The organism is Marinobacterium rhizophilum DSM 18822 (genome assembly GCF_000378045.1).
GTDB classification, from domain to species: domain Bacteria; phylum Pseudomonadota; class Gammaproteobacteria; order Pseudomonadales; family Balneatricaceae; genus Marinobacterium_A; species Marinobacterium_A rhizophilum.
In genome coordinates, this window is sequence record NZ_KB899094.1 from 206337 (window position 1) to 231382 (window position 25046).

The 25046-nt window shown below is 61.2% G+C and carries 22 protein-coding genes and 1 pseudogene; 15 read left to right on the forward strand and 8 right to left on the reverse strand.

What is annotated here, in order from left to right; all coding sequences use genetic code 11:
* Positions 1–22 precede the first annotated feature (22 nt).
* From paaY to F451_RS0108620, 11 genes and pseudogenes are all read left to right on the forward strand, one after another.
* Positions 23–616, forward strand: coding sequence for a phenylacetic acid degradation protein PaaY (gene paaY, locus F451_RS0108570; RefSeq protein ID WP_020680951.1), 594 nt, complete (start codon positions 23–25; stop codon positions 614–616).
* Between the two features lie 50 nt (positions 617–666).
* Positions 667–1452, forward strand: a complete 786-nt coding sequence (locus F451_RS0108575; protein WP_020680952.1) for an enoyl-CoA hydratase-related protein — start codon at positions 667–669, stop codon at positions 1450–1452.
* A 339-nt stretch (positions 1453–1791) separates the two neighbouring features.
* Positions 1792–2538, forward strand: a complete 747-nt coding sequence (locus F451_RS0108580) for a helix-turn-helix domain-containing protein (RefSeq protein ID WP_026291609.1) — start codon at positions 1792–1794, stop codon at positions 2536–2538.
* Between the two features lie 106 nt (positions 2539–2644).
* Positions 2645–3583, forward strand: a complete 939-nt coding sequence (locus F451_RS0108585; protein ID WP_020680954.1) for a LysR family transcriptional regulator — start codon at positions 2645–2647, stop codon at positions 3581–3583.
* A 70-nt stretch (positions 3584–3653) separates the two neighbouring features.
* A complete protein-coding gene (locus F451_RS0108590; RefSeq protein ID WP_020680955.1) occupies positions 3654–5414 on the forward strand; it encodes an FAD-dependent oxidoreductase in 1761 nt (586 codons plus the stop codon).
* A 123-nt stretch (positions 5415–5537) separates the two neighbouring features.
* Entirely contained in the window at positions 5538–5747 is a 210-nt protein-coding gene (locus F451_RS0108595) for a DUF2783 domain-containing protein (protein ID WP_020680956.1), read from the forward strand.
* Between the two features lie 154 nt (positions 5748–5901).
* A complete protein-coding gene (locus F451_RS0108600; RefSeq protein WP_020680957.1) occupies positions 5902–6864 on the forward strand; it encodes an MBL fold metallo-hydrolase in 963 nt (320 codons plus the stop codon).
* A 352-nt stretch (positions 6865–7216) separates the two neighbouring features.
* Positions 7217–7450 (forward strand): hypothetical protein, encoded by a 234-nt coding sequence (locus tag F451_RS0108605; RefSeq protein WP_020680958.1) that lies wholly within the window; start codon positions 7217–7219, stop codon positions 7448–7450.
* 522 nt (positions 7451–7972) lie between these two features.
* Entirely contained in the window at positions 7973–8095 is a 123-nt protein-coding gene (locus F451_RS28595) for a hypothetical protein (RefSeq protein ID WP_276202593.1), read from the forward strand.
* Between the two features lie 127 nt (positions 8096–8222).
* Positions 8223–9152, forward strand: coding sequence for a phenylacetic acid degradation operon negative regulatory protein PaaX (paaX, locus tag F451_RS0108615; RefSeq protein ID WP_020680960.1), 930 nt, complete (start codon positions 8223–8225; stop codon positions 9150–9152).
* A 9-nt stretch (positions 9153–9161) separates the two neighbouring features.
* A pseudogene (locus F451_RS0108620) lies at positions 9162–9629 on the forward strand (MMPL family transporter); the annotation flags it as partial.
* A gap of 20 nt (positions 9630–9649) precedes the next feature.
* Here the strand turns inward: F451_RS0108620 and F451_RS28375 are convergent.
* Positions 9650–10006 carry a hypothetical protein gene (locus F451_RS28375; RefSeq protein ID WP_020680962.1) on the reverse strand — a complete coding sequence of 119 codons (357 nt, stop codon included), beginning with the start codon at positions 10004–10006 and terminating at the stop codon, positions 9650–9652.
* Between F451_RS28375 and F451_RS25120 the strand changes: the two genes are divergently transcribed.
* From F451_RS25120 to F451_RS0108640, 4 genes are all read left to right on the forward strand, one after another.
* Positions 10005–10901, forward strand: coding sequence for an aldehyde dehydrogenase family protein (locus F451_RS25120; protein ID WP_020680963.1), 897 nt, complete (start codon positions 10005–10007; stop codon positions 10899–10901). The genes F451_RS28375 and F451_RS25120 overlap by 2 nt on opposite strands.
* A gap of 339 nt (positions 10902–11240) precedes the next feature.
* A complete protein-coding gene (locus F451_RS0108630) occupies positions 11241–13061 on the forward strand; it encodes a monovalent cation:proton antiporter-2 (CPA2) family protein (RefSeq protein WP_020680964.1) in 1821 nt (606 codons plus the stop codon).
* Between the two features lie 312 nt (positions 13062–13373).
* A complete protein-coding gene (locus F451_RS0108635) occupies positions 13374–15464 on the forward strand; it encodes an adenylate/guanylate cyclase domain-containing protein (protein ID WP_169434480.1) in 2091 nt (696 codons plus the stop codon).
* Positions 15465–15570: 106 nt separating this feature from the next.
* Positions 15571–15957 (forward strand): VOC family protein, encoded by a 387-nt coding sequence (locus F451_RS0108640; protein ID WP_020680966.1) that lies wholly within the window; start codon positions 15571–15573, stop codon positions 15955–15957.
* Here F451_RS0108640 and katG read toward each other — a convergent pair.
* The 7 genes from katG to F451_RS0108680 form a co-directional block, all read right to left on the reverse strand.
* Entirely contained in the window at positions 15949–18156 is a 2208-nt protein-coding gene (gene katG, locus F451_RS0108645; protein ID WP_020680967.1) for a catalase/peroxidase HPI, read from the reverse strand. The two genes, F451_RS0108640 and katG, sit on opposite strands and share 9 nt — an antisense overlap.
* A gap of 344 nt (positions 18157–18500) precedes the next feature.
* Positions 18501–20267: a S8 family serine peptidase gene (locus tag F451_RS0108650; protein ID WP_156826414.1), complete on the reverse strand. Its 1767-nt coding sequence runs from the start codon at positions 20265–20267 to the stop codon at positions 18501–18503.
* Between the two features lie 13 nt (positions 20268–20280).
* Positions 20281–21282 (reverse strand): tail fiber protein, encoded by a 1002-nt coding sequence (locus tag F451_RS28700; protein WP_083928386.1) that lies wholly within the window; start codon positions 21280–21282, stop codon positions 20281–20283.
* 334 nt (positions 21283–21616) lie between these two features.
* On the reverse strand, positions 21617–22930 hold the full coding sequence (locus tag F451_RS26665) for a HupE/UreJ family protein (RefSeq protein WP_083928387.1): 1314 nt from the start codon (positions 22928–22930) through the stop codon (positions 21617–21619).
* Between the two features lie 69 nt (positions 22931–22999).
* A complete protein-coding gene (locus F451_RS0108670; RefSeq protein ID WP_020680971.1) occupies positions 23000–23587 on the reverse strand; it encodes a VOC family protein in 588 nt (195 codons plus the stop codon).
* Between the two features lie 215 nt (positions 23588–23802).
* The gene (locus tag F451_RS26670; protein ID WP_020680972.1) at positions 23803–24609 is read right to left on the reverse strand and encodes a substrate-binding periplasmic protein; all 807 of its coding nucleotides are present in this window, start codon (positions 24607–24609) and stop codon (positions 23803–23805) included.
* A gap of 23 nt (positions 24610–24632) precedes the next feature.
* Positions 24633–25025 (reverse strand): c-type cytochrome, encoded by a 393-nt coding sequence (locus F451_RS0108680; protein WP_020680973.1) that lies wholly within the window; start codon positions 25023–25025, stop codon positions 24633–24635.
* Positions 25026–25046: the final 21 nt, after the last annotated feature.

Here is a 25046-nt window from a genome sequence, read left to right on the forward strand (position 1 = left end):
TCAACGCCCGGAGTACGTGGATATGCCCGTTTATCGAATCGACGGTGTGACACCGGTGATTGATCCCAGCGCCTATGTGCATCCCACGGCGGTGCTGATCGGCGATGTGATAATTGGCCCCGGTTGTTACGTGGGTCCCAATGCCAGCCTTCGCGGCGACTTCGGTCGCCTGGTGATGGAGGCGGGCGCCAATGTGCAGGACAACTGCGTGATGCACGGTTTTCCGGGCACCGATACCGTGGTTGAAGTGGACGGTCATGTGGGACACGGCGCCATCCTGCACGGCTGCCGGGTGGGGCGAAATGCACTGGTGGGCATGAACGCGGTGGTGATGGACGGTGCGCACATTGGCGCCGAATCCATCGTGGCCGCCAATGCCTTCGTCAAGGCCGGGTTTGACTGTCCGCCGCGCTCCATGCTGGTGGGCTCGCCGGCGCAGATCAGGCGAATGCTTAGCACTGAGGAAGTGCAGTGGAAGAGCGAGGGCACCGCTGAATACCATCGCTTGACGCGCCGTTGCCTGGCCAGCATGGAGCTGTGCGAGGCCCAGACCGAGGTGGAGCCCGACAGGCCCCGGTGTGATGCGGGTGCCGCCAAACCCAAATATCAGTCCTGAAAAGCATCAGTCCTGAACCGGACGGACGACCTACAGAGTGAATCAATAACATGAGCTATGAGCTGATCCAGGTTGAAATCCACGGCGCGGTGGGGCTGATCCGGCTGCACCGGCCGGAGGTCATGAACGCGCTGTCGGTGGCCCTGATCAATGAGGTCGGGCAGGCCATGCTGGCGCTGGAGCAGGACGAGACCATTGGCGCCATGGTGCTTAGCGGCGGAGAGAAGGTCTTTGCCGCCGGCGCCGATCTCAAGGAAATGCAGGCCAAGGATTTTGCCGAACTCTACCTGAGCGATTTCCCGCAGCTGCCGGGATCGGGCTGGGAAAGGCTGGAGCGTCGCCGCAAGCCGGTGATCGCGGCGGTATCCGGCTATGCCCTGGGCGGTGGCTGCGAGATGGCCATGGCCTGCGACTTCATTCTGGCCAGCGACACGGCGCGTTTCGGGCAGCCGGAAATCAGCGTCGGTACCCTGCCGGGCGCCGGCGGCACCCAGCGCCTGGCCCGGGCGGTGGGCAAGTCCAAGGCCATGGAAATGTGCCTGACCGGGCGCATGATGGATGCGCAGGAGGCCGAGCGGGTCGGGCTGGTCAGCCGCATCGTGCCGGTGGCAGAACTCGAGGCCGAGGCCATCAAGACCGCCGCGCGCATTGCCGCCATGTCCCGTCCCATTGCGATGATGGTGAAGGAATCGGTGGATCAGGCGTTTGAGTCAGGACTCACGGCCGGCCTGCAGTTCGAGCGCCGTGCCTTTGCGTCCACCTTCAGTTTCGAGGACCGAACCGAAGGCATGGCGGCCTTTGCCGAAAAACGCCGGCCGAGCTTTCGCAACCGCTGATCCTGCGCTTGCTGATCCGGCTTTTATAGACCCGTGAAACGGCGCCTTTAGGCGCTGTTTTTCGTTGCGTGTGTTACGGGCAGGGTGCCTCTGGCGAGTTTCACAAACTGATACAGGCTGTTACACAAAGCGCCAATCTGACGGTGGCTGTTTGGGTAGGATGAACGGTGTCCGGCCGCAGTGGCAGCGGGTTGGGGCGGTGGTTGGCGCAATGCGCAAGGGTTCAGTGTTTAGTCGAGTAGTTGTGGCTTGGTTGTTGCTGCAGCGTTGAACCGGCGGGCGTGTTCTGAGTGGCCGGCGCGAGAGAGCACTGCAACCGTTTCACGGGGGAAAATAATAATGACGACTCAGGCGATAAACAAAACCATGGGGCTGCTGGACAAGCTCATGGATCATGGGGCCCTGGGGCTTGAGGAGCTACATATACTCAGTCAGTTGCCAAAGCCCACGGTCAAGCGGCTGCTGGACGATCTGGTCGGGCTTGGCTGGCTGTATCGGCACCTGGGCGACCGGCGCTACTGCCTGCTGAAACCCATGGCCGGCAATGAGCCGGAACATCGGCGCAGGCTGCTGGCCCAGCGCTTCGCGCCCTTGTTGCGCGAACTCCATGGCAGTACCGGCTTGTGTTCAGACATAGCGCTCGATCTGGGTGACGGGCGCGAAGTCATCGAGAGCAACTACGGTCTCAGTGGCGCAAGGCTCGCAACGCGCCATCTGATCGGGTTGCGTCCCAACCCGCAGGTGTCGGCCATTGGCCGGGCTTATGCGGCGCGCAGGGTGCGGAAGGCAGGAGCGCAAGACCGGTTGCGCGCCGACCTTGAGTGCGAACTGCGCCGCGGAATACATCGGCGAGTGCCGGGCATCTGGGAGCATTCCTTTCCGGCGCCCTATGACATTAGAGGCGTTGCCGTGCCGATACTGCGCAACGACACGGCCATCGGTGCCCTGAATCTGTACTGGGACGCGGCCCGGCATGGCGAGATTGGCATGGGGGATCGATATCAGGCGCAGCTGGAGTCGGCGGCGGCCCTGATTGCCGGGACGGTCGCTGGTGTTGATCCGGGTGCCGGGGTCGCCGCCAGTTGAAACCGGATTGATGCTAATACGGAATAAATATGGCAGCCTTGCGCTGTGTGCCGGCAATCGATGCCGGTTGATAATGCCGGTCGTTAATGGGCAAGCGGGGTGAGTGATGGATCTGTTATCGGCAATGAGGGTCTTTGTGCGGGTGGTGGAGCTGCAGAGCTTTACCCAGGCGGCGGACGATCAGGGAGTATCCAGCTCGGCGGTGAGCAAGCAGGTCGCGATGCTGGAACAGCACTTCAAGGCCCGGCTGCTGCACCGTACGACCCGCAGCCTCAATGTTACCGATATCGGCGATGCCGTCTATCACCAGTGCAAGCGGGTGCTTGATGAGGTGGCCGGTGCCGAAAACCTGGTGGCGGAACTGCAGGGCGAACCCCGCGGCCTGCTGCGCATCTCCAGCAACATGACCTTTGGGCAGCTGTTGCTGTCCCGGGCGCTGCCGGCCTTCATGGCACGCTATCCCGAGATCCGGCTGGAGGTAACCCTGGATGACCGCATGCCCGACATGGTGCGCGAGGGCTACGATCTGATGATTCGCATCAAGGGATCGCAGCTGCCGGACTCGAGCCTGGTGGCGCGCAAGCTCTGTGATATTCCGATGTTCATCGTTGCCACACCGCAATACCTGGCCGAACAGGGTGTGCCGGATTCGGCGCAGGCGCTGGCGGCGCACAACTGCCTGATCTTTGTGCATGCGGAAAATGCCCATCAGTGGCAGATACGGTCATCCCGGGACGACGCCCAGACCGTAGATGTTAGTGGCGATCTGCGGGCCAACAACAGTCTGGTGGTGCGCGAAGCCCTGCTGGCGCACCGGGGTATTGCCAATCTTGCCTCCTTCGTTATCGCTCCCCATGTCGAACGGGGGGAGCTGGTGCCGGTGTTCCCGGAAGCCGAGCCCGAACGTCTGGCCGCCTATGCGTTTTACCCCAGTCGCGCGTCGGCAACGCTGAAGGTCAGCCGCTTTGTTGATTTCTTCGCCGACTGGCTCGATGAGCATTTGCCCCAGAGCCTGCCGCCGGTGCGGGTGAGCGCTGACGCCTGAGATCGTTTGTTTCCTGAATGGAAATAAAGTTGTTCTTCTTCGCCTGATTATCCCGCGGCACCCCTTCGATATGCTGGTCCCACTAAAGACGGATTCCCGCTGGCAGGCCAAGTTGCAGGCCAGCGGGGCTGGCCACAAGAAGAAGAGCGGCATCATGATTAAAACCTACGAATTCCCCAGTTACCCCTATGTTCGCAGTCGTGATCAGGACAGCGCCACGCCTGCCCGCCGTCCGGTGGTTATCGGCGGCGCCGGACCTGTTGGCATGGCCCTGGCCGTAGACCTGGCGCTGCACGACATTCCGGTCGTCGTGCTCGATGACAACAACACCGTCAGTGTCGGCTCGCGGGCCGTCTGCTACGCCAAGCGACTGCTGGAAATCATGGATCGCCTGGGTGTTGGCGAGCGCATGATGCAAAAGGGCGTGACCTGGAACGTCGGCAAGGTGTTCTTTGAGGACGATCAGGTCTACAGCTTCAACATGCTGCCCGAAGCCCATCACCGCCGACCGGGTTTTATCAACCTGCAGCAGTACTATATCGAAGAGTACCTGGTGGATCGCATCGGCAAACTCGACCCGATTGACCTGCGCTGGAAGAACAAGGTTACCGCCCTGGTTCAGCAGGACGACGGCGTACTGCTGACCATCGACACACCCGATGGTCCCTATCAGCTTGAGGCCGATTACCTGGTGGCCTGTGACGGCGCCAATTCCGATATCCGCGAAATGTGCGGCCTCAAGTCCAGCGGGCAGGTATTTCAGGACCGTTTCCTGATCGCCGATGTGCTGATGGATCCCAAGCGCTTTCCACCGGAGCGCTGGTTCTGGTTCAACCCGCCGTTCCACGGCGGTCAGTCCACGCTGCTGCATCGCCAGCCCGACAATGTCTGGCGTATCGACTTTGACCTGGGCTGGGATGCCGATCCGGAGGAAGAAAAGAAGCCGGAGAACATTATTCCGCGGGTCAGGGCCTTCCTCGGCGACGATGTCGAGTTCGAACTGGAATGGGCCAGTGTGTATACCTTCTGCTGCCGTCGCATGGACGATTTCCGCCACGGTCGGGTTCTTTTTGCCGGTGATGCGGCGCATCAGGTGTCGCCCTTTGGTGCCCGCGGTGCCAATTCCGGCGTGCAGGACACCGACAACCTGGCCTGGAAACTGGCACTGGTGCTCAACGGTCAGGCGCCCGAAACACTGCTGGATACCTATACCGCCGAGCGGCTGCCGGCGGCGGACGAGAACATTCTGAACTCGACCCGCTCAACCGACTTCATCACGCCCAAGAATGAGGCCAGCCGGGTACTGCGCGATGCGGTACTGAACCTGTCACGCCGTTACCCCTTTGCCCGCCACCTGGTGAATTCGGGCCGGCTGTCGCTGCCGTCGGTCTATGCCGACTCCAGTCTGAATAGCGCGGATCTGGAGCCCTTTACTGGCAAGATGGTGCCCGGCGCGCCCAGTACCGATGGGCCTGTACAGCGCCAGGGGCAGGACGACTACCTGCTCGGCGCACTGGGCAACGATTTCAATGCGCTCTGGTTTATCGACTCTGCCTGTGTGCCGGGCGCCGAAGAGCTGGCCGCGCTGGCCCGCTTGGCGGCCCAGGCAGTGCCGGTGACCAGCTACCTGATTTCGCCGGTTGCACTGGATCTGCAGCTGCCGGCGGGCGTCGAGCTGCTGGTGGACAGCCAGGGCGTTGTCACCGAGCGCTTTGATGCCCGGCCCGGTACCTTTTACCTGATGCGCCCCGATCAGCATGTCTGCGGGCGCGGACGCAGCTTTGATCCGCAGCGCATTCAGGCCATGCAACACAAGGCAATGGGATATTGAGAGGACGCTACTGATGGCTCTACTGATAGCAGACAGCAATTTCGCTGTTGTTGTAGCGGACGATAACAGCGCCTTACTGATGCGACTGCGCAGTAAACTGCAGACATTGAGAGGAGACGACTGATGGCACAGCTTATGACGGACAACAACTTCGCCGTACCGGATGACTACTACGCCTTGCTGACGCAAATGTACCGCGATCTGGATCCGGCGCAATGTCAGGACGTGAATGCGCGGCTGATACTGCTGCTGGGCAATCACATTGGTGACATCGAGGTTCTGACCGAGGCGACCCGGATCGCCCGTGAACACCTGGCGGCGGCAGAAGCCTGACGCCGGACATGTAATTCCAAGAATTAAAAACTGTAATTAACACGCTGATTTAAAAGCAGATACCTGGGCCGCGTGTTGTGCGGCCAAGTGTCGAATCCTAAGAGTTCAGGTCTCGCACCTGACGGATAACAGACTAGATACAGGAATGAGAACCATGGCTAAAAAGCCCTTTGCATCCTCTGCGGACCTTGGCGACAAGAAAGAAACCCTCGAAGTGCTGGCCGATGGCGTTTACGCCCTCACGGCTGAAGGCGACCCCAACGTTGGCGTGATCGAAGCCGAAGACTTCCTGATTGCCTTTGAAGCCCGTGCCACTCCCAAGGCGGCGCGGGACTGGCTTGAGCAGCTGCGGGCGCATACCGACAAGCCGGTGAAATACCTGGTGCTATCGCACTACCATGCGGTGCGGGTACTGGGGGCTTCGGCTTATGAAGCCCAGAGCATCATTGCCCACGAAAAGACCAAGTTCCTGATCGAAGAGCGGGGCATGCAGGACTGGGCCAGCGAGTACGGCCGCATGCCGCGCCTGTTCCGCGAACCTGAAGGTATCCCGGGCCTGACCCATCCGGACATCGTGTTCAGCGACCGGCTGGAGATTCCGCTCGGTGGCGATCGTGGCAGCCTGATTCTGGAATACTGCGGCCGCGGCCACACCGCCGGCGATATCGTTGCCTGGCTGCCCAAGCACAAGATTCTCTTTGCCGGCGACCTAGTGGAAGCGGCTGCCGCCCTGTACACCGGTGATGCGTTCCACTTCGACTGGTCCACAGAGACCCTGGACAAGGTCAAGGCTTATGGCGCCGAAACCCTGATCGGTGGCCGTGGTGCGGTGGCGCATGGTCGTGACGAGGTGGATGCCGCCATCGAACAGACCCGTGGCTTCCTCAATGGCATGAAGGAAAAGGTCGGCGAGGTCCACAAGCGTGGCGGTACGGTGAAGGAAGCCTTTGAGGCGACCCGCGATCACCTGGCGCCGAAGTTCGGCATGTGGCCGATTTTTGAACACTGCCTGCCGTTCGATGTTCAGCGCCTGTGGGACGAGTTCGACGGCATCGACTGGCCGCGCATCTGGACCGACGAGCGTGATCAGGAAGTCTGGGACAAGCTGCAGGACTAGGAGGCTGTCCGACAATACTCAACCTACTGCGAACCACCTGAGTTTGGCGGCTGTTTTGTGCTGTTTATTACTCGTCGCAGGCTCCTCGGTCTGCGACCCCGCTAAAGCGGTTCTTTCCACTTCGTTCCAAGTGTTAAATAGAACCACTATTCGCCTTAAAACACCGCAAAAACCCGCTCAAATCAGCCGGCTCTCGCTACGGCCAGCATTCTCGGACAGCCTCCAGTCACCTGTCATTCGTTACGGGTTAATACAAAAGCCAACGCGCCCCGGCGCCGTTGGCTTTTGTGCGTCTGTATCGCATCAGGCGCAGCGGCTACACTGGGTCGAATTCTACAGTCAGCAGGGAGTCATGCATGGCGGCGACGGAGAATCTGCAAAAGGCCGAACCGCACATCGTGGTGCTGACCGCCAGCGCTACCTGCAGCTGATGCTGGATGTGGCCAGTGCGGATCTGCCGCCCAAGGACAAGCTCACCGATTACTGCGTCAGCCGGCTGCAAACGCTGTCCGAGGCGCAGCCCTTTATGCAGGATGCGCACCCCATGGCGCAGCCCCATGCCCGCACCAGTACGCCGATACTGTGAACCCGGCCTGTGGGTGGCAACTGGATACGTGTCGGTGATGCCGCGATGGCGGTTGACCCGCTGTCCGGCAGTGGCATTTTTCAGTCGCTGTCCAGCGCCCTGCAGGCGCCGGAAGCGCTTTTGCAACACGCGGCCGAACACCAATCACCGTCGGTTCGACTGCAGCCCCTCTGTTTCGAATTAACTCACCCTTCAAACATTACCCGGTACATTAGGCGCGAACTTTGCGTTGGCCAGCGGGCGGGCTTGCAATTCACACCCGTACAGTTCGGCACATCCGCTTCATTGACAATGCGTTCGCCGCCAGGATCGCGGCCTGGAAGGGAATTTCGCCGAGCTGGAGTTCGACGTCCAGCTGCAGACGGCACCGGCATCTGAAGGCGAACAGCGCAGCAAGTGTCCGCGCATAAAGCAGAATGAGGGGGCCGGGTTCAGGCCGGTACACTGGTGCCGTCCTGAGGCTGTGATTGCACCGCCAAAAACGGCATTCAGGCCATCCTTGGCCCTTATGCGCACGACTACATGGATGTAGGAGGTAGAGCGACGCAGGATGCCGAAGCCGAAGCCGAAGCCGAAGCCGAAGCCGAAGCCGAAGCCGAGGCCGAGGCCGAGGCCTGCAGGGCCGTACCCCCATCTACGCCTTGATATTCATGGGTTGATGGGCTTCGCTGCGCTGCGCCGCATTCACGACGCTTGGTCTTGTGCTTTGCATCAATCGGCGCTGCTCTATAGAATGTTGTGACCCTCCGATGACACCGATCTTTCCTATTTTATGAGCAATTCCAGTCATTTAACTGAGCTTGTCCAGCAGTTTTGCACCCAGCGACCGATACGCGCAGGGTCACTGATCATCACCATCTTTGGTGATGCCATCGTGCCGCGCGGCGGTACCGTCTGGCTGGGCAGCCTGATCAAGGTACTGGAGTCCTTCGGGCTGAATCAGCGCCTGGTGCGTACCTCGGTGTTTCGTCTGAGCAAGGAGGAGTCGTGGCTGTCGGCGGAGCAGCTGGGCCGGCGCAGCTATTACAGCCTCACGGCCCAGGGGCGGCGGCGTTTTGACAAGGCGTTCAAGCGTATCTATCTGCCTGTGCTGCCGGAGTGGGACGGATCCTGGTGTCTGGCGGTGCTGTCCCAGGTGCCGGCGGAACAGCGCCAGCAGGTGCGCGACGAGCTGAACTGGATGGGCTTTGGTTCCTTCTCGCCGATCCTCATGGCCATGCCCCACTGTGACATGCAGGAAGTGCGCAACACCCTGCAGGAGCTGGGCGTACTGGATGACTGCATTCTGTTTCAAACCCGCGAGGGCGAGGCGTTTTCGTCCCAGGCGCTGCGCGAGCAGTCCCGCGAGTGCTGGAATCTGGATCAGGTGTCGGACAGTTACCGCCGCTTTCTGGAGCGTTTCCGCCCGGTGTGGCAGGAAATGAAGTCCCAGGACAGCCTCGATCCGGGCGAATGCTTTATTGCCCGTACCCTGCTGATTCACGAATACCGCAAGGTGCTGCTGCGCGATCCGCAGTTGCCGGCCGAACTGTTGCCACCGGACTGGAGCGGCGTGGCAGCGCGCCAGCTGTGCCGCAACCTCTACAGCTTAGTGTGCGTCGCCTCCGAGCAGTATATCGCCGAGAACTTCGAAACCGCCGATGGCCCGCTGCCTGAACCCATGCCGACCTTCTATAAGCGCTTTGGTGGTGTCAAGGCCTGAACTTATACCGTTTTACCACTGGCGCTGACATCCGTGCTCTGCCAGGCGTTGATGACCGTGCTTGGCATCGGCGTCAAGGTGGCAACCCGGCCGGTTATTGCGCTCGGTGTCGGTATCGGTGTCGACTACGGTATCTATATCTACGAACAGTTGCGCATTCATCTCGCCGAGGGCCAGTCGCTGCGCCTGGCCTATCGTGAAACCCTGAGGTCGACGGGCAGGGCGGTATCCTTCTCCGGCATTACCCTGGCGGTCGGTGTGGGGACCTGGGTGTTGTCGCCCATTCGCTTCCAGGCCGACATGGGCATCCTGCTGATCTTCATGTTCCTGTGGAACATGATCGGCGCGCTGGTACTGCTGCCGGCACTGGTGCACCTGTTCGGGGTTCGCGGCTCCGCTCAGGCATCTGTGATCCCCCAAACGGCAGAGCTGCCGTCCGCCGGAGAGGCTGGCCCAGCGCTGAAAACCTGCGCCTGAGCGCCATCTGAGCCTTCTTTTTAGCGCGAGGTCAAGCCGACTGGTTCCACCAGGTGGTACCAGATTGGCTGGTGCTGGCGGGCTTTCCCGAGAATGATGTTGTCATCTTCACGATCAAACGGGACCGAGGACATGGCAACAACAATCAATGCACAACGTCGCAACTTTCTTCGCACCGGCGCCGGACTCGGCGCCCGGTCGCTGGCCGCATCCGCGCTGCCGGCCTGGGCCGCGAAGGCCGGCGCCGACGGCACCGCAAGCCGCTGGGTGTCGTGGGTTCCATTATCCCCTGGAACTGACCGCTGATGATCACAGTTTTGGCATGTCATACCGGCGCTGCGTACCGGCAACACCGTGGTGATCAAGCCGTCGTCCATGACGCCGTTCAACACCCTGCGCATGGTCGAGCTGATGAACGAGTGCCTGCCGGCCGGCGTCATCAACGCTATCACCGGCGAAGGCGGTATCGGCAGCGGCATCGTCAAGCATGAAGGCAATCGCAAGATCGTCTTCACCGGCTCCACGGCCGCTAGGCAGAGCATCATGCGCAACGCCGCTGACACCCTGAAGCGCCTGACGCTGGAACTCGGCGGCAACGACGTCGGCATCGTGCTGCCGGATGCGGATATCGACAAGCTGGCACCGGCCATCTTCCAGACCGCCTTCCTCAACATGGGCCAGACCTGTGCTGCGCTCAAGCGCCTGTACGTGCATGAATCGCAGTACGATGCGCTGGTCGAAAAACTGGCCGAGATGGCGCGCGCGCAGAAGGTCGGGCCCGGCATGGAGGAGGGCGTTACCTTTGGTCCGGTGCAGAACCGCGATCAGTTCGATCTGGTATCCGAACTGGTCGAGGATGCCCGCCAGAACGGTGCCCGCATTGTGACCGGCGGCGAACGGATTGGCGACAAGGGCTATTTCTACGCCCCGACCATCGTTGCCGACATCGCCGACGGTACCCGCCTGGTGGATGAGGAACAGTTTGGCCCGGTATTGCCGGTGATCCGCTACAGCGATGTGGAAGATGCGCTGCGCCGCGCCAACGACAACCCCAGCGGTCTTGGCGGTTCGGTCTGGGGCAGCGATATTGATCAGGCACGGGCCATCGCCACCCGGCTTGAATGCGGTACCGCCTGGATCAACAACCACGCAGAAGTGCTGCCGCACTGCCCATTCGGCGGCAGCAAGATGTCGGGCTTTGGGGTCGAGTTCGGCCTGGATGGCCTGCTGGAGTATACCCAGAGCCAGTTGCTCAATATCAATCGCGGGTAATCCCAGGTCATCCCCGGTAACAGGAGTATCACTCAAGGCACAGATGCCTGTTCTACCGTACTTCAATGCATTCAAGCGTAGCAATGAGGGACCCGCCAACTGCACAGCAGCCTGGCGGGTCACTTTTTCGGGCCCCCTGGGGCCCTTTTTTATGGTTCTTCGCAGATAAACGGGAAACCTGTGCTTAATTTTTCTTTCGCACAAGCAACAAAAAATAAGTCGTCAGAAGGCGACTTCGTGTTTACCGGGCCAGCGGCTTAAACTGTCTCCTGCGCCACTTCCCCTCGACAGACGGGGCGCCGGTCGGCGACCTGCGGCGCGACGAACAAGGAGTGCTTCATGCCCCATGAATCGCAAAGCCTGCTGCAGGCGGTGGTGGTGTTCCTGCTGGCCGCGGTGCTGATGGTTCCACTGGCCAAAAAGCTGCAGCTGGGGGCCGTGCTCGGTTACCTTTTGGCCGGCGTGCTGATCGGGCCTTCGGTGCTCGGGCTTATCCGCCAGCCCGAGAGCGTCAGCCATATCTCGGAGCTCGGGGTGGTGCTGCTGCTGTTCATCATCGGGCTTGAACTGTCACCGCGCAGGCTCTGGGTCATGCGCAGGTCCGTGTTCGGCGCGGGGCTGGCGCAGGTGTTGCTGTGCGGCGTCGCCATTGGTTCCGTGGCCTGGCTCGGCTTCGCGCAGGCGCCGGCCGCGGCGCTGGTGCTCGGGCTCGGCCTGGCGCTGTCGTCCACTGCGTTTGGCCTGCAGCTGCTGGCCGAGCGCAAGGAATTGCAGCGGCCCCACGGGCGCCTGGCGTTCGCCATTCTGCTGTTCCAGGATATCGCCGCCATACCGCTGATTGCGCTGGTGCCGCTGCTCAGTGGCGCCGGTGACGTGCCGGCCGATCACGGCTGGATGCCGTTGCTTCGGGTCGTCGGCAGTATCGGCCTGGTGGTGATCGGCGGGCGCTACCTGCTGCGTCCAGTGTTTCGCATCGTCGTGAAGACCGGCCTGCAGGAGGTGTCGACGGCCACGGCACTGCTGGTGGTGATCGGTACCGCCTGGCTGATGGAGCTCGCCGGCATCTCGATGGCGCTTGGCGGCTTCCTCGCCGGCCTGTTGCTGGCCGACTCCGAATATCGTCACGAACTGGAAGCCCAGATCGAACCCTTCAAGGGGCTGCTGCTCGGGCTTTTCTTTATCAGCGTCGGCATGACGGCACAAATCGGCCTGCTGTGGAGCGCGCCGCTGGTCGTGCTCGGTCTGACCCTGCTGCTGATTCTGCTGAAGCTGCCGCTGATTTTCGGTGTGGGGCGGCTGGCGGGCGGGCTGTCTGCCGACAGTGCCCTGAAGCTTGGCGTGGTGCTGGCCACCGGCGGCGAATTCGCCTTCGTGGTTTTCCAGATGGCTCGGGATCAGGGGCTGATTGGCGTGGCCGAGCACAGCTATCTGGTGCTGGTCATTACGCTGTCGATGGTTGTGACACCGCTGATCGTGCTCGGTCTGTCGGCACTGCCCCGTGGCAAAGCCGTGCCGGTAGCCCGGGCGGTGCCCGAGGAATACAAGGCCATGGATCACGATACGCCGCGGGTGCTGATCGCCGGCATGGGGCGCATGGGGCAGATGGTCGCGCGACTGCTGCATGCGCAGCGGGTGCCCTTCGTGGCGCTGGATACCTCGGTCGAAACCATTGAGCTGACCCGCAGTTTTGGCCATATGCCGATCTTCTACGGCGACCCGTTGCGGCCGGAGATTCTGCGCGCCGCCCAGGCACCCGGTGTCGACTGCTTCGTGGTGGCGACCAACGATGCGCAGAATAACCGCCGGATCGTTGAGCGGCTGCGCCAGCTCTATCCTGGGATCAAGGTGATCGCCCGGGCCCGCGACCGCAGCGATGCGCGCTTTCTGCGCAGCCTTGGCGCCGTGCCGGTGCGCGAGGCGTTCTTTTCGAGCCTGGAGATGGGGCGCGAAACCCTGCTGACCCTTGGGTTCGAGTCGGCACAGGTGGATGTGCGGGTGCAGCGTTTTCGCCAGCACGACGAGGATCTGCTGGATGCGCAGTACGAGGTGCGGGGCGACGAGGCGGCGATCATGCAGACCGCCCGCGAGGCACGGACCGAACTGGAAACGCTGTTCGAGTCCGATCGGTTCGAGGATACGAAGACCGCCGACAGGTCCTGAGTCGGCCGTGCAGGGGACGTGGTCAAGTCATATCGGACACCCCGGTTAAGCGGCTTTGGCCAACAGGCCCTTTCGTTCAAGCTCACTCGGACTTTGGTAACCCAGATAAGAATGTAACCGGTGGCTTCTCTAAAGCATCGTGAGGTAGTGGGTGATATCCGCCCGAGCTTCCTCCCGGGTCTCATAAGGACGGTCTCCACAGCGGAGTGAGCCGCCGAACGCCCTCTTACCCGTTACGCTATTCTTTAGCAAAAGCGTATCGAGCGTGCTGACGAGGCGTCACCCATGATTTTCAGAAGTCTTCGGGGCCGGTTGTTCTTACTTTTCCTACTGGTGGTGGTACCGGTGCTGGTATTGATTGTTATCATCAATATCGAACAGCGGCAGCAGGCAGCGGAAAGGGTCAGGGAAGATGCGCTTCGCTTCATACAACTGACGACCAGCCAGTATGAGCATCTGATCAAGGGCACCCGGCAGTTGTTGATCGCCTTGGCACTGTTGCCTTCGGTTCGCAGCCAGGACGCAGAAGCCTGCAGCTCCCTGTTTGGCGATCTGTTCAAACGCTATCCCTATTACACGACCCTGGGGGTGGCGAACCTCCAGGGCTACAGCTTCTGCAGCCCGCTAAGGTCAACGCGACCGGTTAATCTGGCGGATCGCGCCTACATCATCAGTGCGATGCACAGCCGGAACTTCGCCATCGGAGACTATGCGGTCGGTCGGAGAACGGGCAAGGCATCGCTGCATTTCGGTTATCCGGTGTTCGATCAGGAGGGGGGGGTACAGGGGGTCGTTTTCGCGGCCCTGGACCTCAAGTGGCTGGGGGCACTCGCTGCAGGTTTGCGCCTGGCGCCTGGAACCACGTTTTCGATATTCGACCGTAACGGTGTACTGCTGGTGCGCTATCCGGTCTCGCCACAGTGGGCCGTTGGCACATCGGCCGCGAAAAGCCCGTTATTCGAGGCGGCCGTTGCCCTTGCAGGTGAGGGCATCATCGAGGCGTCGGATCTGAGCGGCGTATCGAGCCTGTTCGCATTCGCACCGATTAACGATAGTACGAACGCTGGGAGCGGAACGGCACTCTATCTGGCGGTCGGCGTGCCCATCGATTCCGCTTTTGCGCCCGTTAATTACACTTTTGTCCGTAACCTGATCATCGTCGGTGCCATTGCCCTCTTCGCTGTCATGGCAGCCTGGTGGTTCGGTAAGCGTGCGATTCTTCAGCCGGTAAGGGCTCTTCTTGACGCAACGGAACAACTGCAATCCGGGAACCTTGGAGCCCGCACCGGTATGCTGCCATCGCGTGGCGAACTCGCCCAGCTGGGGTGTGCATTCGATCAGATGGCCGAGCAGCTGGAGAGGCGAGAGTTGCAGTTGCGCCATTCTCTCGCTGAGGCGACGAAACTGAAAAATCTTCTCGATAGCGTTTTCTCTTCCATCGTCAGTGGTGTGATTACCACCGATACACAAGGCACTGTTACCCTCAATAATGCCGCTGCGCTTCGTATCCTGGGTTACCCTGATACCGATGATCTTGCCGGGAAGAATGTGGCGGATCTCCGGGCGCCTCTGGGCAGCTTGCTGTTACCCCACATCTACCGGGTTGGCCATACCGGCGAAGCGATGGTAGGGCTTGAAAGCAGTATCGACGTGCCGCCCAGAGGAGTCGCGCACCTTCGGTTCAACCTCTCGACCCTCAGGGGGCAGCAGGAGACGCAGGGCATCGCCATCGTCGTCGATGATGTCACGGAGAAGCGGCAGGTCGAGGCGCAGCGCCGCCTGCTCGAACACATGGTCTCACCCGTAATCCTCGCCCAGCTCGATCCGGAACGTCTCAAACTGGGCGGCAAGCGCACGGAAATTACCGCCCTGTTTGCCGATATTCATGGCTTTACCCAGATCAGCGAGCAACTCAATCCAGAGGACCTGGTCGGGCTGCTCAATCGCTATCTTGCCGCCATGGCGAATGCGGTGCTGGCCGAGGAGGGAACCATCGACAAGTTCCTGGGGGATGCGGTCATGGCCTGGTTCAATGCGCCTCTGCCCCAGCCGGACCATGTCATCCGAGCGGTACGGGCGGCACTGACGATTCGCGATACCATAGCCGCTATGCATGAGGAGATTTCTCCACTGTTCAGGCTTTCCTTTGGCGTGGGGCTACACGTTGGCGAAGCGGTACTGGGATTGGTCGGTACGCAGGAACGGATGGAGTACACGGCCATCGGCGATGATATCAATATTGCCAAGCGCATTCAGGAGCATACGGGAGCCGGGCAGATTCTCATCAGCGCCGCCATTTACGAAAGGGTCAAAGAGCAGATCTCGGTAAGTCCGATAACGACCATCCAGGTCAAGGGCAAGAAAAAACCGCTGGAAGTCTATGAGCTGCTTGGTTTGAAATGAGATTGTGAGGGCGTTCAGAAGGTGCAGGGCATTGCCCTGGCGGACCGAGACGGCCCTGGACGACGGTCCGATAACGGGGTTTGCTGGATTTGATAGGAGCAGCGACATGGCCATTGAGCTGAACCACACGATCGTCTGGTCCGACGACAAGGTCGCGGCGGCCGACTTTCTGACCACCATTCTTGGCCTGCCGAATGCCGTCGCCGGCGGGCACTTTCAAGTGGTCGAGCTGGCCAACGGCGTGAGCCTCGATTTCGCCGACGCCGACGGCAAGGTCTCGATACAGCACTATGCCTTCTCGCTGAGCGAGACCGAGTTCGATGCCGCCTTCGCCCGGATTCGCGCCAGGGGGCTCGAGTACTGGGCCGATCCGGCGCGAACCCGGCTGCACCAGATCTACCACCATCGGGGCGGCCGCGGACTCTATTTCCGCGACCCCAGTGGCCACCTGCTCGAGATCCTGACCTGGCGCAACGACAGGCGGCTAGGCTAGATCAAAGCGATCCGCGTTCATCACCTTGCACCAGGCATCGACGAAGTCGGCAACGAACTTTGGCTGGGCGTCTGCAGTGGCGTAGACTTCGGCCAGCGCCCGCAGCTGCGAGTTCGAACCAAACACCAGGTCAACCCGGCTGGCGGTCCACTTCAGCTCGCCGGTTTTGCGACCGTGCCCCTCAAATGCCTGCTCGGCGTCGGACGTCGCCTTCCAGGTGGTATCCATATCCAGCAGATTGACGAAAAAGTCGTTGCTGAGTGTGCCCGGGCGCTGGGTCAAGACCCCCTGCTGTGACTGGCCGGTGTTGGCATCCAGTACCCGCATGCCACCGATCAGCGCGGTCATTTCCGGTGCGGTCAGGGTCAGCAGCTGGGCCCGGTCGATCAGCATCTCCTCGGCCGACACGGCGTACTGCTGTTTCTGGTAGTTGCGAAAGCCGTCGGCCAGCGGTTCGAGCGGGGCAAAGGCCGCTACGTCGGTCTGCTCCTGGGTGGCGTCCGTGCGCCCGGCAAAGAACGGCACCTCGATGTCGACGCCGGCCTTCTTCGCCGCCTGTTCGATGGCGGCACCGCCGCCAAGTACGATCAGGTCGGCGAGCGACACGCGCTTGTTGCCGGACTGGGCTGTGTTGAAGTCGCTCTGGATACCTTCAAGCGTCTGCAGCACTTTCGCCAGCTGCGCCGGCTGGTTGACGTCCCAGTCTTTCTGCGGTGCCAGGCGGATACGGGCACCGTTGGCACCGCCGCGCTTGTCTGAGCCGCGGAAGGTGGAGGCTGATGCCCAGGCGGTGGAAACCAACTGGGCCACGGACAGGCCGGACGCCAAAATCTTGCCCTTGAGGGCGTCGATATCCTGAGCGTCGACCCGTTCATGATCGGCCGGCGGAACCGGATCCTGCCAGATCAGTTCTTCACTTGGAACTTCCGGGCCCAGGTAGCGCGAAATCGGGCCCATGTCGCGATGGGTGAGCTTGAACCAGGCGCGGGCAAAGGCGTCGGCAAACTCGTCCGGGTGTGCGTGGAAGTGCCGGGCAATTTTCTCGTAGGCCGGATCGAAGCGCAGCGACAGGTCCGTGGTCAGCATGGTGGGTACCCGGCGCTTTGACGGGTCGTGGGCATCCGGAATTTCGCCGGCGCCGGCACCGTTCTTGGGTTGCCACTGATGCGCACCGGCCGGGCTCTTGGTCAGTTCCCATTCGTAGCCAAACAGGTTGTCGAAGAAGTAGTTGCTCCACTGGGTCGGCGTCTGGCTCCAGATGACTTCCAGGCCGCTGGTGATGGCATCACCCGCCTTGCCCGAGCCAAAGCTGCTCTTCCAGCCCAGGCCCTGCTCCGCCAGGGGAGCCGCTTCCGGCTCGGGCCCCACCAGTGCCGCATCGCCGGCGCCGTGGGTCTTGCCGAAGGTGTGGCCGCCAGCAATGAGCGCGACCGTTTCCTCGTCACCCATCGCCATGCGGGCGAAGGTCTCGCGTATGTCCGTGGCGGCGGCAAGCGGATCAGGGTTGCCGTTCGGGCCCTCCGGATTGACGTAAATCAGGCCCATCTGCACGGCGGCGAGGGGAGTCTGCAGGTCGCGCTCGCCGCTGTAGCGCTCGTCCTCGAGCCAGACGGTCTCGCTACCCCAGTAAATATCTTCTTCGGGCTCCCAGATGTCCTCGCGACCGCCGCCAAAACCGAAGGTCTTGAAGCCCATGGATTCCAGCGCACAGTTCCCGGCCAGAATCATCAGGTCGGCCCAGGACAGCTTGTTGCCGTATTTCTGCTTGATCGGCCAGAGCAGGCGGCGAGCCTTGTCGAGGTTGCCGTTGTCGGGCCAGCTGTTCAGCGGCGCGAAGCGCTGCGAGCCAGACCCTGCGCCACCGCGACCGTCCCCAATGCGGTAGGTGCCGGCGCTGTGCCAGGCCATGCGGATGAACAGCGGACCGTAATGACCGAAATCCGCCGGCCACCAGTCCTGGGAATCTGTCATCAGTGCGTAGAGGTCCTGCTTGACCGCGGCCAGATCGAGTGTCTTGAAGGCTTCGGCGTAGTCGAAGTCAGGGTCCATGGGGTCGGACAGCGAAGAGTTCTGATGAAGGATCTTGAGGTTGAGCTGGTTGGGCCACCAGTGGTTGTTGGCTGTGCCGCTGTCGCCCAGTCGGGTTCGGGCGCCGTGCAAAAAGGGGCATTTGCCCGCCGTGTCTTCTTTTATATTCATGTTTGTCTCCCGTTCTCGGTTTAGCGGCCACGAACAGATCCAGGTTCGCCGCCGTGTGTCTTCGAGGTATAGGTATAGAATCAGACAGCTCTGCGTTCCAATAAATCTTCAATTTCAGCTTGATAGCTTTTATTTATCACTTAGTGTTGCAGTTGCTGCAGCCTTGGCGACGCTGATGGCTTCTTGCTCGCTGGCGATTCGCTCCACCTGCAGATGCATTGCGCAGCAATGGAATTTGAACGTGGTAGTACCTGCCTCGGCCTTGTTCCCGTTAACGGGCGAGGAACCTTTCTCGTCTCTATAGCTGGATAGCTGGCCTGGCGCACACCTTGAACACTGCGGATTCAGGGGTCTTCGAATCGGTACTCCATCTGCCAGCCTCGGCCCTGCCGGGCGTCATTGGTGACAAACCAGACCAGCACCTGGTTACTCCAGGTTCGCAGTACAGGGGGCAGATCGGGCCCGCTGAACATGGCCATAATCTTTTCATGGGTTCCTGCGCCATTGAAAAAATACAGCAGGTCAGTGCGTGGTTGTGTATCGAACTGAGTGAACCAGAGGCGCACGACCTTTCCCGGCGGGGCGGTAATCAGCCATTTGCAATCGGTATTGAACGCATAGTCGTTGGCTCCGCTGCCTTCTTCGATACTGCCTTCTGCATCCAGACGCACCGTTCCATCGCAGTATTGTCGGCTGACATCGATCGTGCGGGGGCGGTACTCCAACAGCGTGTCGAGGTCGTTGCCGGCCCTGGGCAGTTCAAGCGTCACGCGTACGGTGGTGCCGGCCAGGTACACCGATTCCGGCAGCTCGGACAACGGGTAACGTTTTACCGGCTGTGCTTGCGCACTGTCGCCAGTATAGAAATTCACGATGGCACCGCCAAAAGACCCGGTACGGTGATGGGATTTGAACTCGAACCCCTCGATGGCTCCCTTCGGCGCGATGTCCCAGGTCATCGTTTGTGTCTCTGGGCTGCTGTGCAGGCGCAAATACCCCTGGGAACGTTCGGGCTGATGTGCTTGCGGCCCGCTATTGCGCAACAGGTCGCAGCGCATGGCTGCCGCCACGTTGAGCGTTCCCGCGCCCAGTTTGGCGGCAAAACGCGAGTCGGTTGTGTCGAACAGGTCGGCAGACTGCTTGAGGCAGGCAACAAGCTCGCTGGCCGAGCGGGAAGGGTGACTGAGTTTGACCATTGCCGCCGCGACAGCGACCAGTGCCGCCGACTGGGAGCTGCCCTGTCTGACAGCATGCCGGTTGTCCCCGGTCGAACTGGCGCTCTGGATATCGACACCCGGCGCCGCCAGATCCACGAAGTCACCATAGCTTGAGAGTCCGCTCTTGCGGCCCTGATGGTCCAGTGCGGCGACTGCGAGCACACCGTCCTGGGCGGCCGGATACTGCGCAATATCCTGCGGGACATTTCCGGCGGACGCGACGATCAACACGCCCCGGCGCCGGGCCCGCTCGAGTATATCCTCCTCCGGAGCGGATATATGGCCAACGCCCCAGGCGCTGATGATGATATCCGCGCCGGCGTTGATCGCATATTCGATGCCTTTGTAGCCGTCTTTTACATAGGTGCGGGTCGCCTGGTCGGATACCGCTTTTACCGGCAGCAGCTGGATCAGGTCCCGTGCTTTACCGCCAAACGCCCGGCTGGCTGCACGTGTCACCACCCCGGCCAGGTGCGTGCCGTGATAGTACTCTTGCATGCGTTCGGCAGCAGGCTCGACATCGTTATCCTGATCGGAGACATCCCAGCCCTGCACATCATCCACAGCACCATTGCCGTCGTCATCGATACCGTTTGCAGGAATTTCACCGGGGTTGGTCCGTATGAAGCCCTGCAGATCCTGGTGCGACAGGCGAAAGCCATCATCGACGATGGCGATGACCACCGCAGGCTGGCCGGGAGGCACAGTGGCCTCAGTGGGCACGCGGGCCGCATCGAGGTACCAGTCGCCCGCCGCACTGTCTGTCGCCAGGGCCTCACTGGCCATGCAGCAAAGTGACAACAGGGTGGCCAGGCAGTGTCGTGCCACGGTCCGGCGAAACAACACGACCAGGCCCATCCCGACGGACAGGCGTGCACCGGTTCGATGTCGCACAGTGATTCCCTCGCTAGTGCGTCTCAACCCCCGCTTTCTGACCCAGGGTACGGGGTGTCAGGCCGGGGCCATTGCCTGGATGTACCGACACGCGTCCGCGCAGATCAGGCAGTGCAAAGGTTGTTTGACCGTCGCCACCAAAGGTGGTGCCGAGAATTGAGAAAAGCGCAGTATTTTGACTGATGGCGAGCAGTTGCCCATTACAGAGCGCCCAGCCCCGCGGGGCGAAATTGCCGGCAAACATGATGATTTCACCAATAAACGGATTTTCCGCATTCCGGGACGGGTAGAGGCCCTGCAGCGCAATGATGTAATTGACGCCCAGCCAGGGCTGCATGTTGTTTTCGGGCGCATCGCCCGCAGGTTGTTGTGCAATCCAGTTGTTGCCATCCCAGGTCAGCAGGTCTCCATTCGCTGTGCCATCCACCACACCGCTTTCGCCCATCGGTCCCTGTGGACCTTCAGGGCCTTGCTCTCCCTGAGGACCTTGCGGGCCCTGTGGGCCTTCAGGGCCCGGTACACCCTGTGGTCCTTGCGGTCCCTGTGGACCTTCAGGTCCCTGCTCACCCTGTGGCCCTGCGGGCCCCTCCGGGCCTGCTGGTCCCATCGGTCCTTCAGGACCCTCGGGGCCCGCCACGCCAAAGGTCAAATCATAAGCGTCGCGTATCTTGTCGTCGCCAACGGTCAGCCGATAGTCCCCGTCAGCGGGTAGCCCTTCGGCCGACAGATCGCAAAGAATGGTTTGTGGCATCGCCAGCACATCAGCAAAGCAGAGATCGCTGATATCCCCCAGGCCGCTGTCATTCCCAAGGCTGACCGTCAGCGGATCGGCCAGGTCGAAAAAGTCTCCGCTGATCAGCACACTCCCTGCGACAAAGTCGACATGGACAGCTGAAATGTTCAGCGGTGTCTTGTTGTCATTCTTGGCCTCGGCCATGGCCGTATGCAGCGCGCCGGCCACCATCAACGCCCCAACGCCAAGCAACGCTGCGTTTTTCCGTATCGAACTGCTCATCTGTCATTCCCCCATACGCCGCAAAGGCGCAAGTATCCGTCTCAGGGGGACGACCTGCTGTACCCCTCAACACCCCCGGTAATGGGCAGATTGGAAGCCGGCTTGTGGTATTCGCTAATGCCTTTGCCAGCCCGTAGTTCCAAAGACCCTGACTGCAACTATAGAAGAGGGATCAGTCGTTTGCGCCCGCGATTGCCTGGCCGCTGCCACACGGCCCCCTGCGCTTTTCAACACAGGGACCGGGAGGCTTTATAGCGGGTGGGGTTAGGTAATTCCGAGCGGGCTCAGGACAAACGGATTATTCGAGTGCGCCGGTGCAGGTCTGCGTGGTTCGCTAAACCGGGCTCCATCCCACGCTGTCAAACAGCGCCAGGCCACGCTGGCCCGACCAGACCAGTGCCGCCAGCAGGCACGGCGTGGCCAGCAGGGTGCGAAACGATAACTGTGGCAACGGCCAGTACCGCCCCAATAGCCAGAGGAGTGGCAAGGCAATTGTGTAGATCGATAGCTGGGCCAGTTCGACGCCAGCGTTGAATCCGAACCACAGCATCAGCAGGTCGCTGGGCGTCTGGCCGCTGGCCTGTTGCAGCATAAACGCAAAGCCCAGCCCGTGCAGCAGGCCGATGAAAAACACCCGGCCGGCCAGCAGGCGCTGCTCAAGGCCCAGCAGCAGGCAGGCGCCGCTGTACAGAATCGACAGGGCGATGCCGGTTTCGATCAGCGGAATAAACCAGGGGGCAGTGCTTAGCAGGCCCGCAGCACCTATTGCCAGCGTGATCGAGTGTCCGAGCGTGAAGGCCAGCGAATTGCGCAGGAATCCCCGAACGTTCCGGGCGACCAGAATCAGGATCAGCATGAAGAGCACATGATCAAGGCCTGCCATCGCATGATAGACGCCCGCACGAACGCTATCGCGCAGGCTCCTGGCAGGTTCGGCGGCGCCAAGGCGTTGCTGCAAGACACCTGCGGAGCTGAACCGGGTGCGTTGCGCGCCTTCGTGCAGGGTGACGATGTTAATTGAACGTGCTGCTATCACCGGCCACTCGGCTGGAGTGCTGCGAATTTCGCTCAGACTCTGCAGAGCTCTGCCGGGGTAAAAAATACGAAAATCAACCACCGCATCAGAGAGCGCCAAGGGGCCCTGGCTGATATCCAGCGGGGAGTTCAGCGCCGCGCTGATCTGGGGCAGGTGGGTGAAAGGACTGCGCTCGGCGATCGGCTGAATGCGAATGGCGCTGATGTGCGGTGGCTCTGTTTCACGGTCCTGTGCCGGCAGTGCATCAACCAGCAGCAGCGACTGGCGGATGCGTTCACGCAGTGCTGCAGGCGATGCCAACAGTGCCTGGGTGTCCAGCAATAGCGCATCGGGACTGTCCAGTGACTGATGGGCCTGAGTGTAGGGCACACCGCGTGCAGGGACCTTCGGACTCCAGTCTGTTGGCAGCAGAACGGAGGCCAGTGGCAGGCGGGCATGAATCAGGGTGCCGCCATCATGGGCTTCGATGTGCAGGATGCGGGCAAGAAAGTTCTGAAAATGCGCCTGGGCCGGTACGCAGGTCATCAGCAACAACAGCGCAAGCAAGGGTTTTGCGAGTACGGACCCGCCCCTGGGCGGGGGGTTCGCGATCAAGTCCGGGTGGGCGGGCATGGGGTCACCTCTGAAAACGCTGCCCCGAAGGGCAGCGGGGTTGTACAGGGCGGTATTAGCCGAACAGCATTATCCGCGTGGGTCCCAGAGCCGGTCGGTGGTGGTCTTTTCGTAACCCTTGCCGTTGGGCGCCGAGACAAGCTCCATCTGCATGCCCCAGGGCGACATGAAGTAAATCCAGGTCAGCCCCTCAAGCGGGCCATCGGTGAAGGGGTGTGGCTCGCCAAGAAAGCGCACGCCCTGTTCCTTCATGGAGGCGATGGCGATATCCAGATCATCAACATAAAAGGCAATGTGGTGACCGCCGATATCGCTGTTTTTGGGCTGCGTTTTGCGCTGATCCGGTGAGCTGTATTCGAAAATTTCAAAGTTGGTGCCGTTGCCACAGCGCACCAGGTGCGCCACCGGAATTTCGGCGCGCGGGTTTACGTCCAGGTTGTCCTGCATCCAGTTGTCCTCAAAGGGACCGAACGGGCCGATGGTGAAAAAGGCCTGACAACCCATTACATCCACCAGGAAGTCCACCGCCTGATCGGTATCCGGAACAGTAAAGCCGAAATGGTCAGTCCCGCGTACACCGGGGGTCGTGGCGCTGGCGAGGGTACAGAGGCTGCTGAGCAGCAGGATGAAGAGCGCTTTGCAATATCGTGAAGCCATGAAAGGTTTCCTTCTTATGTTTATGGTTAGGCCAGTAGGCTTGAGCAATTTGAATGCCAGTGGATGGCTGGCATTGGTAAATAACCGCCAAACACCTTGGTGGCTGGCCGTGCGCCCGGGAAGACGCTTGGGCCGAGCGCGGCGCTGCAACGGTTATGCGGTGGCGCAGATGCAGACTGTCGCGCGACAGTCTGTGGCAGCGGCGCAGGTTTTGGTCAGGGATGCGTGAGCGCGACCTGGCCGTCGGCAGTCAGGCCATAGCGCTGGAACAGCTGCGCCAGGCTGCCATCGGATTTCATGTCCGCCAGCACGTCGTTGAATTGCGCTACGGTACCCGCGTCAGCCCTGCGCAGGCCCAGGGCATAGTCGTAGTTCAGCTCGATACCCAGCAGTTGTTCGGCATCAATGTACTTAACCGCGGCGCCCTGTTGCTGCAGCCAGCCCGCTGAGAGCTGCGTCACGACGGCGGCATCAATGTGTCCATCGAGCAGCGCCTGCAGGCGATGGCCTTCATCGAGATAACGCGATGCGGTGGCAATGCCCTGTTTATTCAGCCGGTGTGCGGCGACACTGCCAGGGGCGACGCCGACGCGCAGTCCGTGCAGCGCTTGCAGCGCTTTGATATCTGGCTGACCAGCTCGAGTCACCAGCACCGACTCGAGCCGGAGGAAGGGGTCGCTGAGCCTGAGGTATTTCGACGGGTTCTTGTCGATTTTGGCGACACCGGCGTACAGGTCGCAGCCGGTCTTGGAGGCGCTGCGCTTGCTGACGATCCAGGACACATTCAGTGCAACGCCAAGCCGCTGGGCCAGCGCTTGCGCCAGTTCGATCTGAAAGCCCGTGCCGGGCCCTGACGCCGTGGCTGATTGTTTGGAGAACGGCAGCATGTCCGGATGGGCACAGAGCCCCAGCTGCTGGCGGCTTTGAATCTGCTCCAGAGTGCCTGCCTGTGCCTGCAGGCCCGTCAGTGTGATAAGCAGCAGTGTCGCCCAGGCGGCGGGTGAAAGGTGTGATCTGTTCATGGTCGGGTTCCCGGTTTGAAGTACTAGTTGCCCAGCGACAGAATGAAGGTCACCAGTTCCCAGCGTTGCTGATCGGAGAATGTTTTTTCCCAGGGCGGCATCACCAGGGCGCCACGGCGTTTTCCCTTGGTGATGGTCTTGAACAGGTAGTCGGGATCGAAGTTGCGGCCCTGCAGTTTTTTCGCCTTGCCGCCTGAGCCACGATTACCATGGCAATATACGCAGGACTGGTTGAAGCGCGTTTCCCCCTGGGCGACAGAGGCCTCGAGGTTGTTGAACACCCGGGCTTTGGCGTCGGCGCCGGAGGATCCGCTGGCCGCTTTGTTGTCAGCCGGCGGTGCGACAGCCAGGCTTGCAGCCGAATGCAGCGACAGCGTCAGGCACAAGGCCAGGGCGGTGAGAATTCTTGAATGCATGATGTTTCTCCCGGTTGTGGT

Excerpts from the sequence above, each read along its gene's own strand:
- F451_RS25120 (WP_020680963.1), top strand. The coding sequence starts at position 10,005 with ATGACGCCGTTCAACACCCTGCGCATGGTCGAGCTGATGAACGAGTGC.
- F451_RS0108590 (WP_020680955.1), top strand. The coding sequence starts at position 3,654 with ATGCTGGTCCCACTAAAGACGGATTCCCGCTGGCAGGCCAAGTTGCAG.
- F451_RS0108580 (WP_026291609.1), top strand. The coding sequence starts at position 1,792 with ATGACGACTCAGGCGATAAACAAAACCATGGGGCTGCTGGACAAGCTC.
- F451_RS0108600 (WP_020680957.1), top strand. The coding sequence starts at position 5,902 with ATGGCTAAAAAGCCCTTTGCATCCTCTGCGGACCTTGGCGACAAGAAA.
- F451_RS26670 (WP_020680972.1), bottom strand. The coding sequence starts at position 24,609 with ATGAACAGATCACACCTTTCACCCGCCGCCTGGGCGACACTGCTGCTT.
- F451_RS0108680 (WP_020680973.1), bottom strand. The coding sequence starts at position 25,025 with ATGCATTCAAGAATTCTCACCGCCCTGGCCTTGTGCCTGACGCTGTCG.
- F451_RS0108595 (WP_020680956.1), top strand. The coding sequence starts at position 5,538 with ATGGCACAGCTTATGACGGACAACAACTTCGCCGTACCGGATGACTAC.
- F451_RS28595 (WP_276202593.1), top strand. The coding sequence starts at position 7,973 with ATGGATGTAGGAGGTAGAGCGACGCAGGATGCCGAAGCCGAAGCCGAA.
- katG (WP_020680967.1), bottom strand. The coding sequence starts at position 18,156 with ATGAATATAAAAGAAGACACGGCGGGCAAATGCCCCTTTTTGCACGGC.
- F451_RS0108670 (WP_020680971.1), bottom strand. The coding sequence starts at position 23,587 with ATGGCTTCACGATATTGCAAAGCGCTCTTCATCCTGCTGCTCAGCAGC.
- F451_RS26665 (WP_083928387.1), bottom strand. The coding sequence starts at position 22,930 with ATGCCCGCCCACCCGGACTTGATCGCGAACCCCCCGCCCAGGGGCGGG.
- F451_RS0108575 (WP_020680952.1), top strand. The coding sequence starts at position 667 with ATGAGCTATGAGCTGATCCAGGTTGAAATCCACGGCGCGGTGGGGCTG.
- F451_RS28375 (WP_020680962.1), bottom strand. The coding sequence starts at position 10,006 with ATGGACGACGGCTTGATCACCACGGTGTTGCCGGTACGCAGCGCCGGT.
- F451_RS0108585 (WP_020680954.1), top strand. The coding sequence starts at position 2,645 with ATGGATCTGTTATCGGCAATGAGGGTCTTTGTGCGGGTGGTGGAGCTG.
- paaY (WP_020680951.1), top strand. The coding sequence starts at position 23 with ATGCCCGTTTATCGAATCGACGGTGTGACACCGGTGATTGATCCCAGC.
- F451_RS0108640 (WP_020680966.1), top strand. The coding sequence starts at position 15,571 with ATGGCCATTGAGCTGAACCACACGATCGTCTGGTCCGACGACAAGGTC.
- F451_RS0108630 (WP_020680964.1), top strand. The coding sequence starts at position 11,241 with ATGCCCCATGAATCGCAAAGCCTGCTGCAGGCGGTGGTGGTGTTCCTG.
- paaX (WP_020680960.1), top strand. The coding sequence starts at position 8,223 with ATGAGCAATTCCAGTCATTTAACTGAGCTTGTCCAGCAGTTTTGCACC.
- F451_RS28700 (WP_083928386.1), bottom strand. The coding sequence starts at position 21,282 with ATGAGCAGTTCGATACGGAAAAACGCAGCGTTGCTTGGCGTTGGGGCG.
- F451_RS0108605 (WP_020680958.1), top strand. The coding sequence starts at position 7,217 with ATGCATGGCGGCGACGGAGAATCTGCAAAAGGCCGAACCGCACATCGT.